Origin of the sequence: Argonema antarcticum A004/B2 (assembly GCF_023333585.1) — a bacterium.
GTDB lineage: Bacteria > Cyanobacteriota > Cyanobacteriia > Cyanobacteriales > Aerosakkonemataceae > Argonema > Argonema antarcticum.
In genome coordinates this window covers 13,044-29,264 of the sequence record NZ_JAIQZN010000088.1, presented here as the reverse complement: position 1 = coordinate 29,264, position 16,221 = coordinate 13,044, and the positions used below count along the sequence as shown (strand labels likewise).

Here is a 16,221-nt window from a genome sequence, read left to right as displayed (position 1 = left end):
TGACACACCTGTATCTCTCCGATAATCAAATCACAGACCTGAGTGGACTCTCTACCCTTACCAACCTGAAATCCCTGTATCTCGGCAACGATCAAATCACAGACCTGAGTGGACTCTCTACCCTAACCAACCTGACTTCCCTGATTCTCTACAACAATCAAATCACAGACCTGAGTGGACTCTCTACCCTAACCAACCTGACTTCCCTGAATCTCGACAACAATCAAATCACAGACCTGAGTGGACTCTCTACCCTAACCAACCTGAAATCCCTGGATCTCTACAACAATCAAATCACAGACCTGAGTGGACTCTCTACCCTTACCAACCTGACTTCCCTGAATCTCGACAACAATCAAATAACAGACCTGAGTGGACTCTCTACCCTTACCAACCTGACACACCTGTATCTCTCCGATAATCAAATCACAGACCTGAGTGGACTCTCTACCCTAACCAACCTGACACACCTGTATCTCTCCGATAATCAAATCACAGACCTGAGTGGACTCTCTACCCTTACCAACCTGAAATCCCTGGATCTCTACACCAATCAAATAACAGACCTGAGTGGACTCTCTACCCTTACCAACCTGAAATCCCTGGATCTCTACAACAATCAAATCACAGACCTGAGTGGACTCTCTACCCTAACCAACCTGAAATCCCTGTCTCTCTACAACAATCAAATCACAGACCTGAGTGGACTCTCTACCCTAACCAACCTGACTTCCCTGAATCTCGACAACAATCAAATCACAGACCTGAGTGGACTCTCTACCCTAACCAACCTGAAATCCCTGGATCTCTACAACAATCAAATCACAGACCTGAGTGGACTCTCTACCCTTACCAACCTGACTTCCCTGAATCTCGACAACAATCAAATAACAGACCTGAGTGGACTCTCTACCCTTACCAACCTGACACACCTGTATCTCTCCGATAATCAAATCACAGACCTGAGTGGACTCTCTACCCTAACCAACCTGACACACCTGTATCTCTCCGATAATCAAATCACAGACCTGAGTGGACTCTCTACCCTTACCAACCTGAAATCCCTGTATCTCGGCAACGATCAAATCACAGACCTGAGTGGACTCTCTACCCTAACCAACCTGACTTCCCTGATTCTCTACAACAATCAAATCACAGACCTGAGTGGACTCTCTACCCTAACCAACCTGACTTCCCTGATTCTCGACAACAATCAAATCACAGACCTGAGTCCATTGCGATCGCTTAGCCATCTAGAGTATGCGTCTGTCTACGGTGTTCGGTTGCCCAAAAAATATTTTTCGCATCAGCACCAATGGCAGGCAAAATGGCTCTTGGAAGAAGACAACGCTGAATTGAGGCGATTGCTGATCGAAAAAATTGGTTACGATCGCATTTGCCGAGAATTAGAAGCGACTGAGTTAGATACTTGGCGAGAATATACTTTATTAAAAATCGATAATCAGGTCGATGTCGAGCCAATTTATTTGTTAAAAATGACTTGCCCTAGTACTAGATTCATTCACGCCTTGCGAGTACCACCAGACATTAACTCAGCGCGTGAAGCAGTTCGCTGGGTAAATTGGGGAATCGATCCAGAAGAATTTGCAGTGGAAACATGATATGAAACAACCTCCCAAGAGCAAAACCAAAGCCAAAATCTGGGTAGTGGAAAATGGCAAAATTCGCCCTCGCTCAGATTACAGTGGCTTGCAGCCGCGTGAGGTACACTGAAATCAGTTCTTTGATAGGGCGTTCGTAGGGACGGGTTTTGCCATTATTCTGTTCTTTAATGAGATTTATAAGCGATCGCTCTCGTCGGTTAGGGCAACTCCAACTCTTACTTCTTATCCAAATCCCTTACGGAGTAACCTTTTCCCTCTTCCCTCTTCCCTCTTCCCTCTTCCCTAGCCCCTAGCCCCTAGCCCCTAGCCCCTAGCTATATAAGCGATCGCAGCGATGGTATGCCCAAGCGATCGAGAAAAAACGCCCTAATTAGAGATAGGCACCTGCTGAAACGCCCCAGTTTCGGGGATAAAGATGTCCAGAGTATGCACACCAGGTGGCACCCTTAGCCAGACATAAGCATCTACCGAGGCATTGGGGCGGATATCGTATAAGGATACAGAACCCGTGGAGCGATCGCGCGAATTAACCGCTTTATAAGTTTCGCTTGTGACGGGATTTCGGGCGGTTGTCTCGCCAACGCCTATGATGTTAGTTGCCGCTACCTTATCTCCAAGACGGCGAATTCGCATCTGCACATTTACCACATCGCGGTTAGCAGTCTGCGGATCTTGAATCCGCCTAGCTGAAAGCAATTCCACTTGTGCCTTTGTACCGTAGGCTCGCTGTTGAAACGCACCCGGTTGAAATTCCACAATGGTTGTGGGTGCAGGTGCAGCGGTACTGGGAGATGGAGTTGCTGTCTGCGGTACAGGCGTTTGAATAGATGGACTCAGAGAGGAACTGTTGGTGCCATCAGTAGGCGTTGCGCTCGGTGTGGGGATGATTTGCGGTGTGCTAGATGGACTGGCTGTGGAACTGCTTTCTGGGCCAGGGATTAGACTTGCATTGGAAATCAGCACATTTTTAAACGCACCCGTGTCTTTGACTAAAATATCAATTGTGTTGACACCTTCTGGCACCTTTAACACGACATAGCCATCGACAGGTTGTTCCTTGCCCATATTAAACAGAAAAATCGGCCCGGACGATCGCTTGACAGAATCGACTGCTTGGTATTGTTCATTGGCGAGCGGATTGCGGGCAGTTGTAGCGCCGACATTAATGATGTCATTTCCTGCAAAGGCATCTGTAAGCCGACGAACGCGCATCTGCACATTCACTTCGTCAGACTTTCCTGGAATTCGCGTCACCGAGAGTAACTCTACTTGCGCTTTATTTCCTAAAGCTGGCTGTATATAAGGGTTTTGTGGAATCGCGACGCTAGCTTGCGGAGATGGGGAAACAGGTGTTGGAGTGGATGGAGCAACTGGAATGCTGTTTCTGTTTGTTTGAGGATTGAGAGGGTTTCTCACTTGCCCAGATTGCATCCCTCGATAAAGCAAAAAACCTCCAACTCCCAAAGCCAGGAGAGCTAGCACAGTCGCCACACCGGCCAAAAAGCTGTTTACACCGCCGCCGCGACGCTTGGTTTCAGGGGGTGTTGCGCGTTTGTCACTTTCTCGATTGCCCGTTTTCATACAAAAAGTAGAGTCACAAGTAATTTTTTATGAGTTTTTTCAATTAGACTATTTTAGGAACTCAGGATATCCGGTCACCTCCATCATAGGACAGAACTTTATCTACTGTATGCTTTTTCTTCTAAGGATGAACTGATGCGGGTTACCCGCAGGATCTGAAAATGCCTATAAATTTTCAAAATTTGGCAGATGTTGGTAAGCCAATTAGTTTACTGCTGCTTGTTCTGGGTTGCCAGATGTGGGGAAGAGAACTGAGTGCAAAGGCACAGTCGCCGACACTTGCCAGTCGAGAAGTCTTGGCGTCAGACTTAGCTGGCAAACAAGTGGATTCGGCTAAGAATATTTGCTCAGCGCAGTTGTCGGAAGCAATTGATGCGATCGCAAATCGTCCTCAATTCCGCCGCTATCGTTGGGGTATTCTCATTCAAACGCTATCTTCTTCCCAAACTCTCTACAGTCGCGAAGCGCAACAATATTTTATCCCCGCATCCAACACCAAGCTATTGACAACCGCCGCAGCTTTGCGTCTGTTGGGTTCCCAATACCGAATTCGCACATCTGTCTATGGCAACAATGGGGTTTTGCGGGTTGTCGGACGGGGAGATCCCAGTTTAACAGATGTTCAACTTAAAGATTTGGCACAACAAGTAAAGCGTCAGGGAATCAGCCAAGTACAGCAACTGATTGTGCAGGATGATTATTTTCAGGGGCCGATACTTAATGCCAATTGGGAATGGGAAGATGTGCAATCAGACTATGGCGCACCTGTCAATAGTTTGATTTTGAATCAAAATGCCTTGGCGCTAACATTATTACCTCAAGCATTGGGTCAACCGCTAAAATTTCGCTGGCAAGATCCATTTGCAGATCTGCAATGGCAGGTAGAAAATTATGCAGTTACAGGTAAAGCTAAGTCAGAAAGTTCGGTAGAAGTAGTTGGTGTTTTAGGAAAGCCGGTTTTACAAATCCGAGGTGAGTTGAGTGTTGATTCGGAACCAGAAGACTTTGATGTAGCAGTTCGCGCTCCAGCCGAACACTTTTTGCGACACTTTCAAGAAGCTTTAAAATCCGAAGGGATTAGTGTCGCGCAGGCAAAGGTTGGCTCTGGCAATAAAAGTGAGGATGAACAAGAGTTAGCATCTGTCGAATCTCCACCATTATCGCAACTTTTAATGGATACCAATCAGCCAAGTAATAATCTGTATGCGGAAGCTTTGCTGCGAACCATTGGGGTTGTTAAAAAGCAATCGGAAACTAAGAGTCTGAATACGGCTGAAATGGGGTTGGCTGCGATCAAATCAACTTTAACCGATCTGGGAATCGATCCGCAAAGTTATGCGATCGAAGATGGTTCGGGATTATCTCGTCACAACTTAGTTAGTCCAGAAGCATTGGTGCAGCTGCTTAAGGGAATGGCACAATCACCAGAAGCAGATATTTTCCGCGCTTCTTTACCTGTGGCTGGTGTCAGCGGTACTCTCAAAAATCGCTTTAAAAATACAACTGCTCAAGGTATTGTGCAAGCTAAAACTGGAACGGTAAGTGGGGTTAATTCCCTGTCTGGATATGTTGATTCTCCTAATTATGAAACAGTGGTTTTTAGTATTATTCTGAATCAATCCGATTTGCCTGCTAAAATGATGCGTCCATCAGTTGATGAGATTGTTTTGTTGTTGACTCGTTTGCGTCGTTGTTAAATTAGATTAGAATTGAAACGCAGAGAAACCCGGTTTCTTCAAGAAACCGGGTTTCTGGTATGTGAAGAGGAGGGGAAGAGGAAGTGCGATCCTTAGTAAATTAGTATATAATTTAATAGCATTTATCAACTAGCGCGTAAGTAGCGGGAGTTTGTTGTCCATGATGGAAAATAAAGGATTAATTTCTTCCCCTCAAATAGAACAGTCACCTGATTCATCGACAGCGCTAAAAAATATGACACTAGCTCAAGTAAAAGTGGGAGAATTCGCCGATGCCTTAGTGACAGCGCAGCAGATTAATAATCAATGGCAAAGGATAGAAGCGCTGAAGGCGATCGCAAATGCTGCTCATCCAGCCGGATACCAAACCATTGCTTTGCGTGCTTTACTTCATCTGCCAGTAGCAGAACGCAATGCTATATTAGCACAGCAAGTTGAGGAAGCAAAGGACTGTTTTTTGCCTGGTTCTGAGGAGATGGAGTGGGTAGAGGAATATATAGAAGATGACAACTGGGATGATGAGTAGTGAACCTAAGCGGGGTGAGATTTGGCGGGTGCAATTCGATCCAACTAGAGGCGATTAAATTCAGAAAATCCGTGATGAAGACGCTGAACCAGAAGAATAAGCAGATTGAAAAACAGCCACTGGAATATTATTTGAATCTTCAATATCCAGTCACACTTTACCCCGACCCAGAGGAGGGATATGTGGCACAGATTAAAGATTTGCCTGGATGTCTAACTCAAGGTGAAACTCTGGATGAGACGATCGCAAATATCAATGAGGCGCGGGAGTTGTGGATTGAAACTGCTTATGAATCGGGAGACGATATTCCTTTACCCAGCACGGAAGAAAGCTACAGTGGTAAGCTGCTTGTGCGGATGCCTAAATCTCTACATCGTCGTTTGGCTGAACAGGCTGAACAGGAAAATGTAAGTTTGAATCAGTATATTGTGTCTCTGTTGAGTAGGGTTAGTTAGTTGAGATGGTTTGGAAAAGTGCGATGTTCAATTTCCATAGACACGCGAAGGAAAAGAAGAGAAGGAAGCGATCGCATTTTGGCTGTTTTGGGGAAGTGCGATCGCTATTTACGCACTGCCTCTATCAAGTGGGTGAAATCAACATCGTCTAAGGGATTAGGCAAACAGTTAATAAAATCTAGTGGCAGACTTTCATCGCTATTTGCCAGAATTGCACTAGCTTCTGTGGCAATTGGATCTGCGGGATATAACTTCAAAATGCGATCTATAATTTTATGCTCAAAAGCTCTTTGGTTGCGATCGCCTTCAATATTAGGCTGTTTTTCTAGTATAGCGTAAAGCACTCGCAGATTATCAGGGGCTAATTCCCAGGCACGATCTAGGAAAGAACCATCTAGCTCCTCAATTGTGGCACAAGATACCCATTGCGCTAGCGAGTGAGCTAAAAGCAGTAATTCAATTGGTACGTTACCTCTATGACAAAGTTCGCGAAGTGCTAGATAACCAGCATTTTCGATGGAAATTTGCTCTGCTAAAGCATCAAGTACTATAGTAATCAAAACATTCTTGGATGCGCTACTCAGCTGCTCTATGTGTCCCTTTTCCTGGTCGATAGCATCTAAAACTTCTTTTACACTTGTAATCATGGCAATGCCCAATAATCTGAAATACGAACTACTCCGCCTACTGTACCCACTCTATATTCAATTCTGACGCTATTGACGGTTAAGATCTGGATTAGCGGTTTACTAGCAGGTTTTAATTCGGGTAGCGTCACACCAGAAGCAATCAACTGCTGAATGTTATCTACGATGCTGTCTTCTAGGATATCAACAGTTCCAGCACGTTGGGGATGACTATCGGGGCCTGTTCGATGTTCTCTGTAGGCGTGTCCGGTATTAAATTGGTAGTCGATACCTGCATCGGTGGTGAATCGTTCTAGATTGGTGCCAGTTCCTTTGGTGGTAAAGATTCGCATTCTGCCAAACTTACTTAATAGCACCCATATTAGTTATCTTGGATATTCTAATTTTGCCTAGCAATAAACCCATAATCCACTGGTCAGTTCAACGCAGCAGTTTCTCAACGACCCACTACTTTGAACTGCCAGTATACCCAAGACCTTAGTACCGATCTTCCTCTTCGTATTCTGGAGCCTTAATCTTCTCCGGTATATTCACCTTGGGAGCTTTGTAAGGCTTAGGCGCTTCGTCGTCAGCCCAGGCATCTTGCTCCTCTTCGTCATCGTACTGGTCCTCATACTTTTTGTTGTCATAGCGTGGTGGAGGTTCTGGTGTCGCATAGGCTCTCTTGGCGTAATTGTTGCGCGTCTGAGGGGCGTCGCTCCAGTTTTCTTCTTCTTCTATATCTTCTTCATCGTAGTAAATTGATTCTGGTGGCGGTGCCACTTGGCGCAGGGGCTGACGCAAGGGTTGTCGAGGTGCGGGTTCTTCCCACTGGTCTTCATCCCACTCTTGGGCTACGGGTTTGGCTCGGCGAATTGGCTCAGCTTTTTGCAGAGGCACGCCGGTAGGTAGTTGATTTTCTGGTCTGATTGTGGTAGGTCTGAGGTATTCTTCGTCTTCTTCCCGTTCCCAGGGCGCTTTGCCAATGCCCAAGCGCTCCATTACACCGACGGTGAGCTGCACGAGTCTCTCTTCGGCTCCCTCAAATACAATGAGACGATTCGGGCCACTGCTAACAATTTCGTCAATGGGAAGTTCGTAGGTGCTGATAGTCTCAAAACCGGCAATGCGATCGGGAATTTGGGGAACGCCGAAAGAAGCAATAATCAGAGAGGAGACTTTACCAGTTTCATTGTCAAACTTGAAGCCCCGCACCCGACCCAACATTTCGCCAGTTTCTGTAATGACTTCGCAGTTGATCAGGGTGTTATAAATTTCAACATCAACATCATCTTCGAGGACGCTATCGTCATCAACCAGGATAACATCGCCGATTTGACGGACGCGGCTCAGGAGCATAAGCCGTGGCACGTTGCCGATCGATAGTATACTCTCCCGCAGGCCGAGAGCTACAACTTCCCGTCGATCGATATCTACCCACAGTTGACTAACCACCCCAAGGCGTTTACCTGTGTCGCGGGTGATCACCTGAGTACCTAAGATGTCTGAGCGTTGGCTAATTTGTTCAGATGTCATTATGTGTCCCGAATCTGGGCCTCGAACCCTGTCACAATACTGATCTTAATTATTCAGATTACCAATTGCCTGACTGAGGCAAGCTTTAGGATTGTAATTTTATTCCCAAAACTTGGGTATAGGCTCCCCTCGCTTGGGTAACACCAATCACGCGCTGGGCTGATTTAATCATAGGCCCTTTGTGACTAACGACAATAAACTGTGCTTTGCTTGCCTGTTGTTCGATCATTCTAGCCAATCGCTCGACGTTTGCTCCATCTAAAAACATATCAACTTCATCAAAGGCGTAGAAAGGTGAGGGACGGTAGCGCTGTAAGGCAAAGATAAAGCTCAGCGCCGTCATGGATTTTTCGCCGCCAGACATGGATGCTAGGCGCTGTACGGGTTTTCCTTTGGGATGTGCGACGAGGTTAAGACCGCCAGCAAAGGGGTCTTGGGGGTTGTCCAGGGTCAAACTGCCGTCGCCTTCGGAAAATTCGGCAAAAATAGTTTGAAAGTTTTGGTTAACGGCGTCGAAGGCTTCTTTGAAGGCGCGGAAACGCAAGGTGGTGAAGTTTTCGATCCGCAAGAGTATTTCGGTGCGCTCTTGTTCCAGGGTAGCTAGTTTCTGGGTTAGTTCTTGGAGGCGGTTTTGGGTGCGATCGTATTCTTCCAAGGCTAGCATATTGACGGGTTCCATTGCCTGGAGCCGTTTTTGGAGATTACGCATTTCTTTTTGCAGTTCTTCCAGATTCACATTTTCTGGTACTGATGGCAAGGGTTCTGGTAATTCCGCCTGTCTGCTTTGCCGCTGAGTTTGGATGTTTGTCAGTTCTTCGCGGCGAGTTACTTGGGTTTCCTGGAGTTTTTGCAGTTCCCATTCCAGTTGTTGTTGAGATAAGCGTAACTCACGCAGATGATTTTCGGTCCGATCGCGCTCTTTCTTCTCTTCTCCCAATGCCTCCTCTGCCTGAGTCATTGATGCCTGAGTTTGAGCTATCTGTTCATTTATAGCAGATAGCTGAGCGTTGATGGTTGATTTGCTCAAGCTGATGGTTAACTTTTGACCCTGGTATTCTTCCACCCGTCGATTACAGTCCTGGATTTTCTCTTGCAAACGCAGCTGCTGATTTTGCAAATCCTTTAATCTTTGTTCTGTATTGCGAAAAGCTTGTTCCCTTTCTCGCAATTCCACTTCCTGAACTTTGATAGTCGCCTGAATTTGTTGCCATTCGCTATGAGTTTGGGATTGTTCCAATTCTGCCAAAGCTTGCCGAAGTTGAACGAGATGAGCTTCCTGTGTCGGTAACTCCCTATCCAGAGATTCCAGACGAGTTTGCGCGTTGGCAAGTTCTTGGCTACTTTTAGAAAGAAGCGATCGGGCCTGTGACTGTTGTGCAGTTAAACTCTTAATCTCTTTCTGCAATTGTTCAGAATGTAATTCTTGTTCCCGCCGTTGTTGACGTGCTTCCGTCAATTGGTGAGATAGTTGTTTTGTCTTAACAGAAAGAGAATGAATCGCCTCACCACAACGTTCTAAAATTAGTTCAATTTCTTGCAGTCTATTTCTCAAGTTATTGACTTCACCAGATTCAGTAGAATCGCCAGTCCCAAAATGCAGAGTCGAACGTTGACTGCTACTACCTCCAGTCATAGCGCCGCTGGTTTCCAAAAGTTCCCCATCTAATGTGACAATGCGATATTGACCCAGGTAAACACGCGCATCATCTATTTTATCAAAAACAACTGTCCCCCCCAAAACATAAGCAAAAATATTTCGATAACGCGAATCGTATTCAATCAAATTAACACAATAATCGATAAACCCATTCGCATATCGCAGCGTAGTTGCTTGATGGAATGGTGGCGATTGAATTTTGTTGAGCGGTAAGAAAGTTACTCTGCCAGCGCGTTTTTGTTTGATCAGTTGAATTCCAGCAGCAGCAACCCCATCATCTTCAACTACAAGATTTCCCATCCGCCCACCAGCAGCAGTTTCAAGTGCTAGCTGATAGCGCGGTTCAACTCTACCCAATTGTGCAACTAATCCACAAACTCCCGGCAATCCAGATTGTTGAATAACTTGGATAGCGTAAGTACCTTGAGCTTCTTGTTGAGCTTGTGCTTGAGCTTCCAGTTTATCAAGTTGACGTTGTTTATCTCGTTGTTCTTGCAACAAACGTTTTTGAGTTTCTTGTTGGAGTTGCAGTTCTTGTTCTGCTGCGGATAGAGATTGAGTTAATGATGTAACTGTTAAAGAAGATTCTGTTAATTGAATTTCAAAATCAACCGCACGAGATTGTTTAGTATCAAGTTGCGGTACTAGAGATTCTAAAAGCTGATTTTGCTCCTCTATTTGTCGAGCTAAGTTGGTATAGCGTTCTCTCAGTTGCGCTTGTTCAGTGCGTTGAGGATCGATAGTTTGCAGCAGAGTTTCGATTTGGCGAGTCAGGGCAGTTTGTTGCTGTACCCATGCTTCCGAGGCAGATGCGATCGCACTGGCATTTTCCCGACTTTGGTTTAAATCCTGTTGCGCTTCATCCCTTGTGGTAACTAAAGAAGCAATCTGCCTTTCCAGAGTTTGTTGTTCCTGGGTTAATTGTTCTAAACTTTGCTGATGTTGTTCGATTTCCTGCTCAGTTTCGTGCAGACGCCGAGATGTTTCTTGTGCAGATGTTTCTTGTTCTCTAGCTTGGCGTTGTAGCTGACGCTGTTCCGCTTGTTGGGTAGCGAGAACTGATTGCAAAGCTAAAAGTTCTTCTTCTCCCAAAGCTTTGACGCGAGCATTCAAATCTGCCAAGTTGACGTTTGTTTGCTCGATTTGTAAGTTAAGATTGGATAGCTGTTCTCTAAGTTCGGTAGAATTGCGATCGCCTGCTTCTATCTGTTCCCTGAGATGCCATTCTTGTTGTTGCAGAGAACGCCACCCCAGCACGATTTCCCATTGCTCTTTTTCTTGGAGTTCGCCGCGCAGTTTTTGGTATTTTTCTGCTTTAATACGATCTTGAGAAAGACGATCGCGCTGAGCGACCAATTCCTTTTCGACAATCCGACAGCTATCCTCTCGTTCCTTAACCGACTCCAGAGTTTGCTTCGCCTGAGAAATTTTGCGATCGAACGCTGCAACCCCCGCCAACTCATCAATAATCTCGCGGCGTTCCTTCGAGTTCATCGAAATAATACTCGTCACATCGCCTTGCAGCACCACATTGTAGCCTTCTGGATAAACCCGCAAGCGCTCCAATTGTTCGTGGAGTTCCGTCAGCGTGCAGGATTGGCCATTCATGTAGTAATTCGAGGTGTAACTACCTTGCTTCGTCACTCGTAGCTTGCGGGTAACACTCCACTCCGCCGATTTTCGATTTGGGATTTTCGATTTTCGATTATCCTGTTCCTCACTCCTCTGTCCATCTGCCTCCACACGCGAAACACCCGCGCCATTTTGTTCCCCTATCTCACTCCCCTCCCTGTTCGACAGGTCAGAGTCGGCGTCGGCGTGACCATCTCCTATCTCACTCCCCTCCCTGTTCGACGGGGAGGGGTTGGGGGTGGGGTTCCCCTCCCCTATCTCACTCCCCTCCCTGTTCGACAGGTCAGAGTCGGCGTGACCATCCCCTATCTCACTCCCCTCCCTGTTCGACAGGTCAGAGTCGGGGTCGGCGTGACCCTCCCCTATCTCACCCCCCTCCCTGTTCGACGGGGAGGGGCTGGGGGTGGGGTTCCCCTCTCCTGTAACATCCGCAACTAACCCCGCTTCATCGCCCAAATCAAACGTAACAGTCACAATAGCTTCAACTGTGCCGCGATTCATGTGGTTTTGGTTAACCAAATCTGGGAGACGTTCCGCACGCATACCCCTAGAACTAGCAAGTCCCAGACAAAACAGCAGCGCATCCAGAATATTCGACTTTCCCGAACCGTTCGGCCCAGTGACCACAGTAAACCCCGACAGCACTGGAATCTGGACAGTGCCGCCAAAAGACTTGAAGTGAGTGAGTTCCAGGCGCTTGATATGAAGCATAGGCGCTGGTCAACTAGGCATGGTGGTACAAGTGTATCAGCGATCGATCTTTAACAGGTTAGTGCAAACCTCATACAGACGAGAAATCCTATTCTATTCTTCAGCGCTGGCACTTATCATCCTGCTAGATTAGCAATTACAGCGCTTTGCAACTCAGTGAAGTACAAATTGTAGGGGCTAAGCATTGCGGAATAAACGTTTCGGTCCTAAGTTAACCCACATCCCGCAATGCTTCGCCCTGAACCTCATTCATCTGCAAACCGCTGTAATACTCCCCTGTCCCTGGCGTTTCAGTAATCTACACCGGGTTAGTTCCAAATATGCCAATTCCTGACCCCCTCTGGCTACTGCTATTGTTCCTACTCGGATTCCTTGGCGCCATTGGCGGACTTCTGCCTAGCGCATTCGAGAAACAAAATTCCTTACGCAGCAAGTGCTTCATCTTCGGACTAGGTGCGGCGTGTGGAGTTCTACTCCTCATCGGCGGTAGTTTAATTAGTACAGCACAAGCAGAACAAAACGCGAACTGGATTAGGAATGTTTCCTGGACTTTGGGTATTGGCTACGCTTTCTCCCTACCAACAACGGTGTATTTGCTCATCACCAGAGAGAAAGCCGAAAATCTTTCCCTTCGGAATCAACTGCTAGAGAAAGTACGGGATGAGGTGAAGGAACGGCTAGAAGTTTCTCTGCACAATCAAAAAATGATTGACTTGGCTGCGAAAGAGCAACCCCATCATGTCGGTGGAAACCCTATTCCCGCAGTCAATCCAGACAACCGACAGCCGATTAACTGGTTTGAACAGTCGCGCCAATGGGCGTTGCAATTCTTGGGAATGCCAACTTCGACAGTTGCTACAGCCGATAATGAGCAAAATATCCATCCCCCAGACGAAAAAATTATTGATGTTTTTAAGCGAAAAGACGGCAAATTACTGATTTTAGGAGAGCCTGGTGCTGGCAAAACCACGACGCTGCTCGATTTGGCGAAAGATTTGTGCGCTGAAGCAACAGAAAACGAGAATCAACCCATCCCAATTTTGTTTGACCTTTTTTCCTGGAAAGATAACAGCCAATCGCTGACTGAATGGTTGGTGGCGGAACTCAAAACTAAATATGGTGTCCGCGCCGATATTGCCAAAGCCTTGCTGGATGAGCATCAGCTATTACCGTTTTTAGATGGTTTAGATGAACAGGAAGAAACGCAGCGAGTAAGTTGTCTTCGACAAATTAATGAGTTTCTGGAGACAGACGCAAGGGCGCAGCATTTGGTAGTCTGTTCTCGCCTGAAAGAGTTTGAAAACTGTAAAATTCCATTGCGGCTTAATGGTGCGGTTTGTTTGCAACCGTTGGAACCAGCGCAAATCCAGAAGTATTTTCGTGAGGTAGGCTGTCTGAACTTGTGGGATGGTATCAAAAATATCCCCGATTTGTTGAAGTTGGCAGAGTCACCCCTACTGCTCACTCTCATAGCGTTAGCATCCAGTTCTATCTCGATTCCAGATTGGCAAAAGTGCAATACTCCCGATGAGCGTCAGCGCTATTTGTTTGATAAGTATATTGAGCAAATGTTTAAGCGCGAAATTAAACGGGAATTTGAACCTCACTACTCGCAAGGGCAGCAGCCAAGCGAAGCAGATACTCGTAAATGGTTGGTTTGGTTGGCGAAACAGCTAAAGGATAAAAATCAGACAGAGTTTTTGATTGAGACAATGCAGCCGAATTGGTTAGAAAATAACAATTATAGATGGATGTATCGGATTATTGTTGGGGTAATTGTTGGTATAATTGTTGGGCTAACTGTTTGGCTAGTTGGCAATTTGACTTTAGGGTGGATTACAGGCGTGCTTTTGGGGTTAAGTGCTGGTATCGGTGAAAAAATAAAACCTGCTCAAGCCTTAAAATGGTCTTGGCAAAGCGCACGACCAAAAGGCTTGATGTTCTGGCTAACAATTGTCGGCTTGATCTCTGCGCTAATTTCTGGGCTGACTGCTGGTTTAACTTATGGGCTAATTTCTGGATTAACTTTTGCTTTAATTCCTTGGCAGTTTGTTACAGTTACTTTTATGCTTAGCGGTATGGTGATAAAATTTGAAGAAAAAGCTCTAACCATACCTAATCAAAGCATTAAAAGCTCAGCTTATAATGCAGTAATAGTGACATTATTTTTGTTTTTTTTATGGGCTGTAAACATTTCCCTACTAAAGTTGGGGACGCCGCAAACTGATCGATTGGTATGGATATTTGTGTTTGAGCTTATTCTTGTGCTAATGGCTGCTATAGTTTTTGGTGGTTTAGCTTGCATTCAACACTTCATTTTGCGCTTCATTCTTTGGCAGCATGGCGATATTCCCTGGAACTATGCCAAATTCCTCAACTACTCATCAGAGCGACTTTTTCTGCAACGAATTGGCGGACGTTATCGCTTCATCCACGACTTGCTGCGCGAGCATTTTGCCCAGATGTAACTTTAATATTAGGTACGTTGTTGCGCTTCAGCGCTATTTAAGATAGCGCTGAAGCGCAACAACATACCTGAAGAGATAAATACACATCGGTATGACAGGATTTCAAGTGCTAAAATAAAAGCTATAGCATCGGAGAGTAAGCTATGACACCAGAAAAAAGTGTAGCGACTAAAGTTCTTTCCCCACAAAAAATCAACAATACAGTCATTGAGATACCACCCCTGGAAAATGGCGACAGACTGACGCGCATTGAATTTGAGCGGCGCTACGAGGCTATGCCGCATATTAAGAAAGCAGAACTGATTGAAAGAGTGGTTTACATCCAGACATCAGTACGCGCAAAAAGTCATGGTGAACCGCACGCTAAGATAGTAGGTTGGTTGGGTAACTACTGTGCAGCAACGCCTGGGGTGGATATAGCTGACAGTGCTACAGTTCGTTTAGATTGGGACAACGAACCACAACCAGATGCGCTGCTACGAATAGATGTAGGTGGACAGTCTGTTATCAGCGATGATGACTATGTGGAAGGCGCACCGGAATTGATTGTAGAAATAGCAGCTAGTACCGCATCTTACGATTTGCATGACAAATTAAAAGTTTACCGTCGCAACGGAGTACAGGAATATCTAGTGTGGCGAGTTGACAACAAACAACTCGATTGGTTTAAGTTGAGCGAAGGTGAATATATACCTCTTGAACCCAATGCAGATGGCGTAATTTGCAGTCAAATTTTCCCCGGTTTGTGGTTGGCCATATCGGCTTTGCTAGAGGGCAATTTAGCTGAGGTGCTGTCTGTCTTGCAGAAGGGATTGGAAACAGACGAACACCAAGAATTTGTGCAACGGTTATCAGCGTCAGAATAATAGGTTAAACTATCAAGAGAATGAAGGTGAAAAAATTATGTCCACATCAACCAAAACTCAAGAAGTCAAAATCGAGCTAAAAATCAGCCAAGAACTAAAGGAAAAATTGCAAAAAGCAGCTAATATGAGGTGTATGATTCTGGATGAGTATCTGCTGGAAATCCTCCAAGATGCAGCAGAACAACCAATCCCAGAACCTGAGTCAATTGTTTTATCTGAACGCGACTGGGAAAAATTTGTTTCGGCAATTGAGAACCCCCCGGAACCGAATGAAGCATTGAAAGCAGCCATTAAAGAAAATCAGGAAAAATACGGTAAGTGGTAAATTATGGAATGGATTTTTTGCCCTATAGATGGAAGTGTGAGGAGGGTAAATTTCGATTGTGGTATTCCTGAATTAAATGAATACTTGAAAAAATACGCCAGACAAAACCATGAAAGAGGAATCGCTAAAACTTTTGTAGCAATTCCTCTTTATGGAAATTCGGATGTGCTGGGAGAGGATTAGGAAAAGAACTGCTGATGCAATGTTTTCGCAGAGCAGTTAACCTTTCATCGGAGATAGGAATGTTTGGGGTGACGGTAGATGCTTCCAATGAGCAAGCTAAGCAGTTTTATTTGGAATACGGTTTCATTCCATTAGATAATGAGGCACTTGCACTTTTTATTCCAATCACCACACTTTCAATAGCAATTGAATAATTGAAAAAAGCGAATTGTTCCCTCGGAACATTCTATGCGACAAGCACACAGCAGCAACCGACTTTTCCACTATTATCCTTCAACTAGCTGAGATTTTTAGGTAAGTAGTTGCGATGCCGCGCGGCCACGCAACAAAGTA

14 protein-coding genes and 1 pseudogene are annotated in these 16,221 nt (G+C 45.6%); 10 read left to right on the top strand and 5 right to left on the bottom strand.

All coding sequences use genetic code 11. The features are described from left to right. Window positions 1-8: 8 nt before the first annotated feature. Both LAY57_RS36320 and LAY57_RS27850 read left to right on the top strand, forming a co-directional pair. Window positions 9-719: pseudogene (locus tag LAY57_RS36320) on the top strand (leucine-rich repeat protein); the annotation flags it as partial. Window positions 720-725: 6 nt separating this feature from the next. Beyond that, window positions 726-1,622 carry a leucine-rich repeat domain-containing protein gene (locus LAY57_RS27850; RefSeq protein ID WP_420839142.1) on the top strand — a complete coding sequence of 299 codons (897 nt, stop codon included), beginning with the start codon at window positions 726-728 and terminating at the stop codon, window positions 1,620-1,622. A 369-nt stretch (window positions 1,623-1,991) separates the two neighbouring features. Here LAY57_RS27850 and LAY57_RS27845 read toward each other — a convergent pair whose 3' ends face one another. Further along, complete coding sequence (locus LAY57_RS27845; RefSeq protein ID WP_249070432.1) at window positions 1,992-3,206, bottom strand: hypothetical protein; 1,215 nt, start codon at window positions 3,204-3,206, stop codon at window positions 1,992-1,994. Window positions 3,207-3,367: 161 nt separating this feature from the next. Between LAY57_RS27845 and dacB the strand changes: the two genes are divergently transcribed. The 3 genes from dacB to LAY57_RS27830 all read left to right on the top strand — a co-directional run bounded on the left by dacB (window position 3,368) and on the right by LAY57_RS27830 (window position 5,884). Continuing rightward, the gene (gene dacB / locus LAY57_RS27840; RefSeq protein ID WP_249070431.1) at window positions 3,368-4,903 is read left to right on the top strand and encodes a D-alanyl-D-alanine carboxypeptidase/D-alanyl-D-alanine endopeptidase; all 1,536 of its coding nucleotides are present in this window, start codon (window positions 3,368-3,370) and stop codon (window positions 4,901-4,903) included. 160 nt (window positions 4,904-5,063) lie between these two features. Beyond that, window positions 5,064-5,429 carry a hypothetical protein gene (locus tag LAY57_RS27835; RefSeq protein ID WP_249070430.1) on the top strand — a complete coding sequence of 122 codons (366 nt, stop codon included), beginning with the start codon at window positions 5,064-5,066 and terminating at the stop codon, window positions 5,427-5,429. A gap of 74 nt (window positions 5,430-5,503) precedes the next feature. Beyond that, window positions 5,504-5,884 carry a toxin-antitoxin system HicB family antitoxin gene (locus tag LAY57_RS27830; RefSeq protein WP_249070429.1) on the top strand — a complete coding sequence of 127 codons (381 nt, stop codon included), beginning with the start codon at window positions 5,504-5,506 and terminating at the stop codon, window positions 5,882-5,884. A 104-nt stretch (window positions 5,885-5,988) separates the two neighbouring features. Here the strand turns inward: LAY57_RS27830 and LAY57_RS27825 are convergent, their stop codons facing one another. The 4 genes from LAY57_RS27825 to smc all read right to left on the bottom strand — a co-directional run bounded on the left by LAY57_RS27825 (window position 5,989) and on the right by smc (window position 12,046). Next, the gene (locus LAY57_RS27825) at window positions 5,989-6,531 is read right to left on the bottom strand and encodes a hypothetical protein (protein ID WP_249070428.1); all 543 of its coding nucleotides are present in this window, start codon (window positions 6,529-6,531) and stop codon (window positions 5,989-5,991) included. Further along, window positions 6,528-6,863: a hypothetical protein gene (locus LAY57_RS27820; RefSeq protein WP_249070427.1), complete on the bottom strand. Its 336-nt coding sequence runs from the start codon at window positions 6,861-6,863 to the stop codon at window positions 6,528-6,530. Before LAY57_RS27820 ends, LAY57_RS27825 begins: the two co-directional genes overlap by 4 nt. Before the next feature lie 145 nt (window positions 6,864-7,008). After that, window positions 7,009-8,046: a PRC-barrel domain-containing protein gene (locus tag LAY57_RS27815; RefSeq protein ID WP_249070426.1), complete on the bottom strand. Its 1,038-nt coding sequence runs from the start codon at window positions 8,044-8,046 to the stop codon at window positions 7,009-7,011. Window positions 8,047-8,131: 85 nt separating this feature from the next. After that, on the bottom strand, window positions 8,132-12,046 hold the full coding sequence (gene smc / locus LAY57_RS27810) for a chromosome segregation protein SMC (RefSeq protein ID WP_249070425.1): 3,915 nt from the start codon (window positions 12,044-12,046) through the stop codon (window positions 8,132-8,134). A 320-nt stretch (window positions 12,047-12,366) separates the two neighbouring features. Between smc and LAY57_RS27805 the strand changes: the two genes are divergently transcribed. The 5 genes from LAY57_RS27805 to LAY57_RS27785 all read left to right on the top strand — a co-directional run bounded on the left by LAY57_RS27805 (window position 12,367) and on the right by LAY57_RS27785 (window position 16,082). Beyond that, on the top strand, window positions 12,367-14,514 hold the full coding sequence (locus tag LAY57_RS27805; protein ID WP_249070424.1) for an NACHT domain-containing protein: 2,148 nt from the start codon (window positions 12,367-12,369) through the stop codon (window positions 14,512-14,514). Between the two features lie 143 nt (window positions 14,515-14,657). Next, window positions 14,658-15,380: a Uma2 family endonuclease gene (locus tag LAY57_RS27800; RefSeq protein ID WP_249070423.1), complete on the top strand. Its 723-nt coding sequence runs from the start codon at window positions 14,658-14,660 to the stop codon at window positions 15,378-15,380. A 37-nt stretch (window positions 15,381-15,417) separates the two neighbouring features. Further along, the gene (locus LAY57_RS27795; protein ID WP_249070422.1) at window positions 15,418-15,705 is read left to right on the top strand and encodes a type II toxin-antitoxin system TacA family antitoxin; all 288 of its coding nucleotides are present in this window, start codon (window positions 15,418-15,420) and stop codon (window positions 15,703-15,705) included. A 3-nt stretch (window positions 15,706-15,708) separates the two neighbouring features. Next, window positions 15,709-15,888: a hypothetical protein gene (locus LAY57_RS27790; RefSeq protein ID WP_249070421.1), complete on the top strand. Its 180-nt coding sequence runs from the start codon at window positions 15,709-15,711 to the stop codon at window positions 15,886-15,888. Window positions 15,889-15,902: 14 nt separating this feature from the next. Continuing rightward, a complete protein-coding gene (locus LAY57_RS27785) occupies window positions 15,903-16,082 on the top strand; it encodes a hypothetical protein (protein WP_249070420.1) in 180 nt (59 codons plus the stop codon). Window positions 16,083-16,221 lie beyond the last annotated feature (139 nt).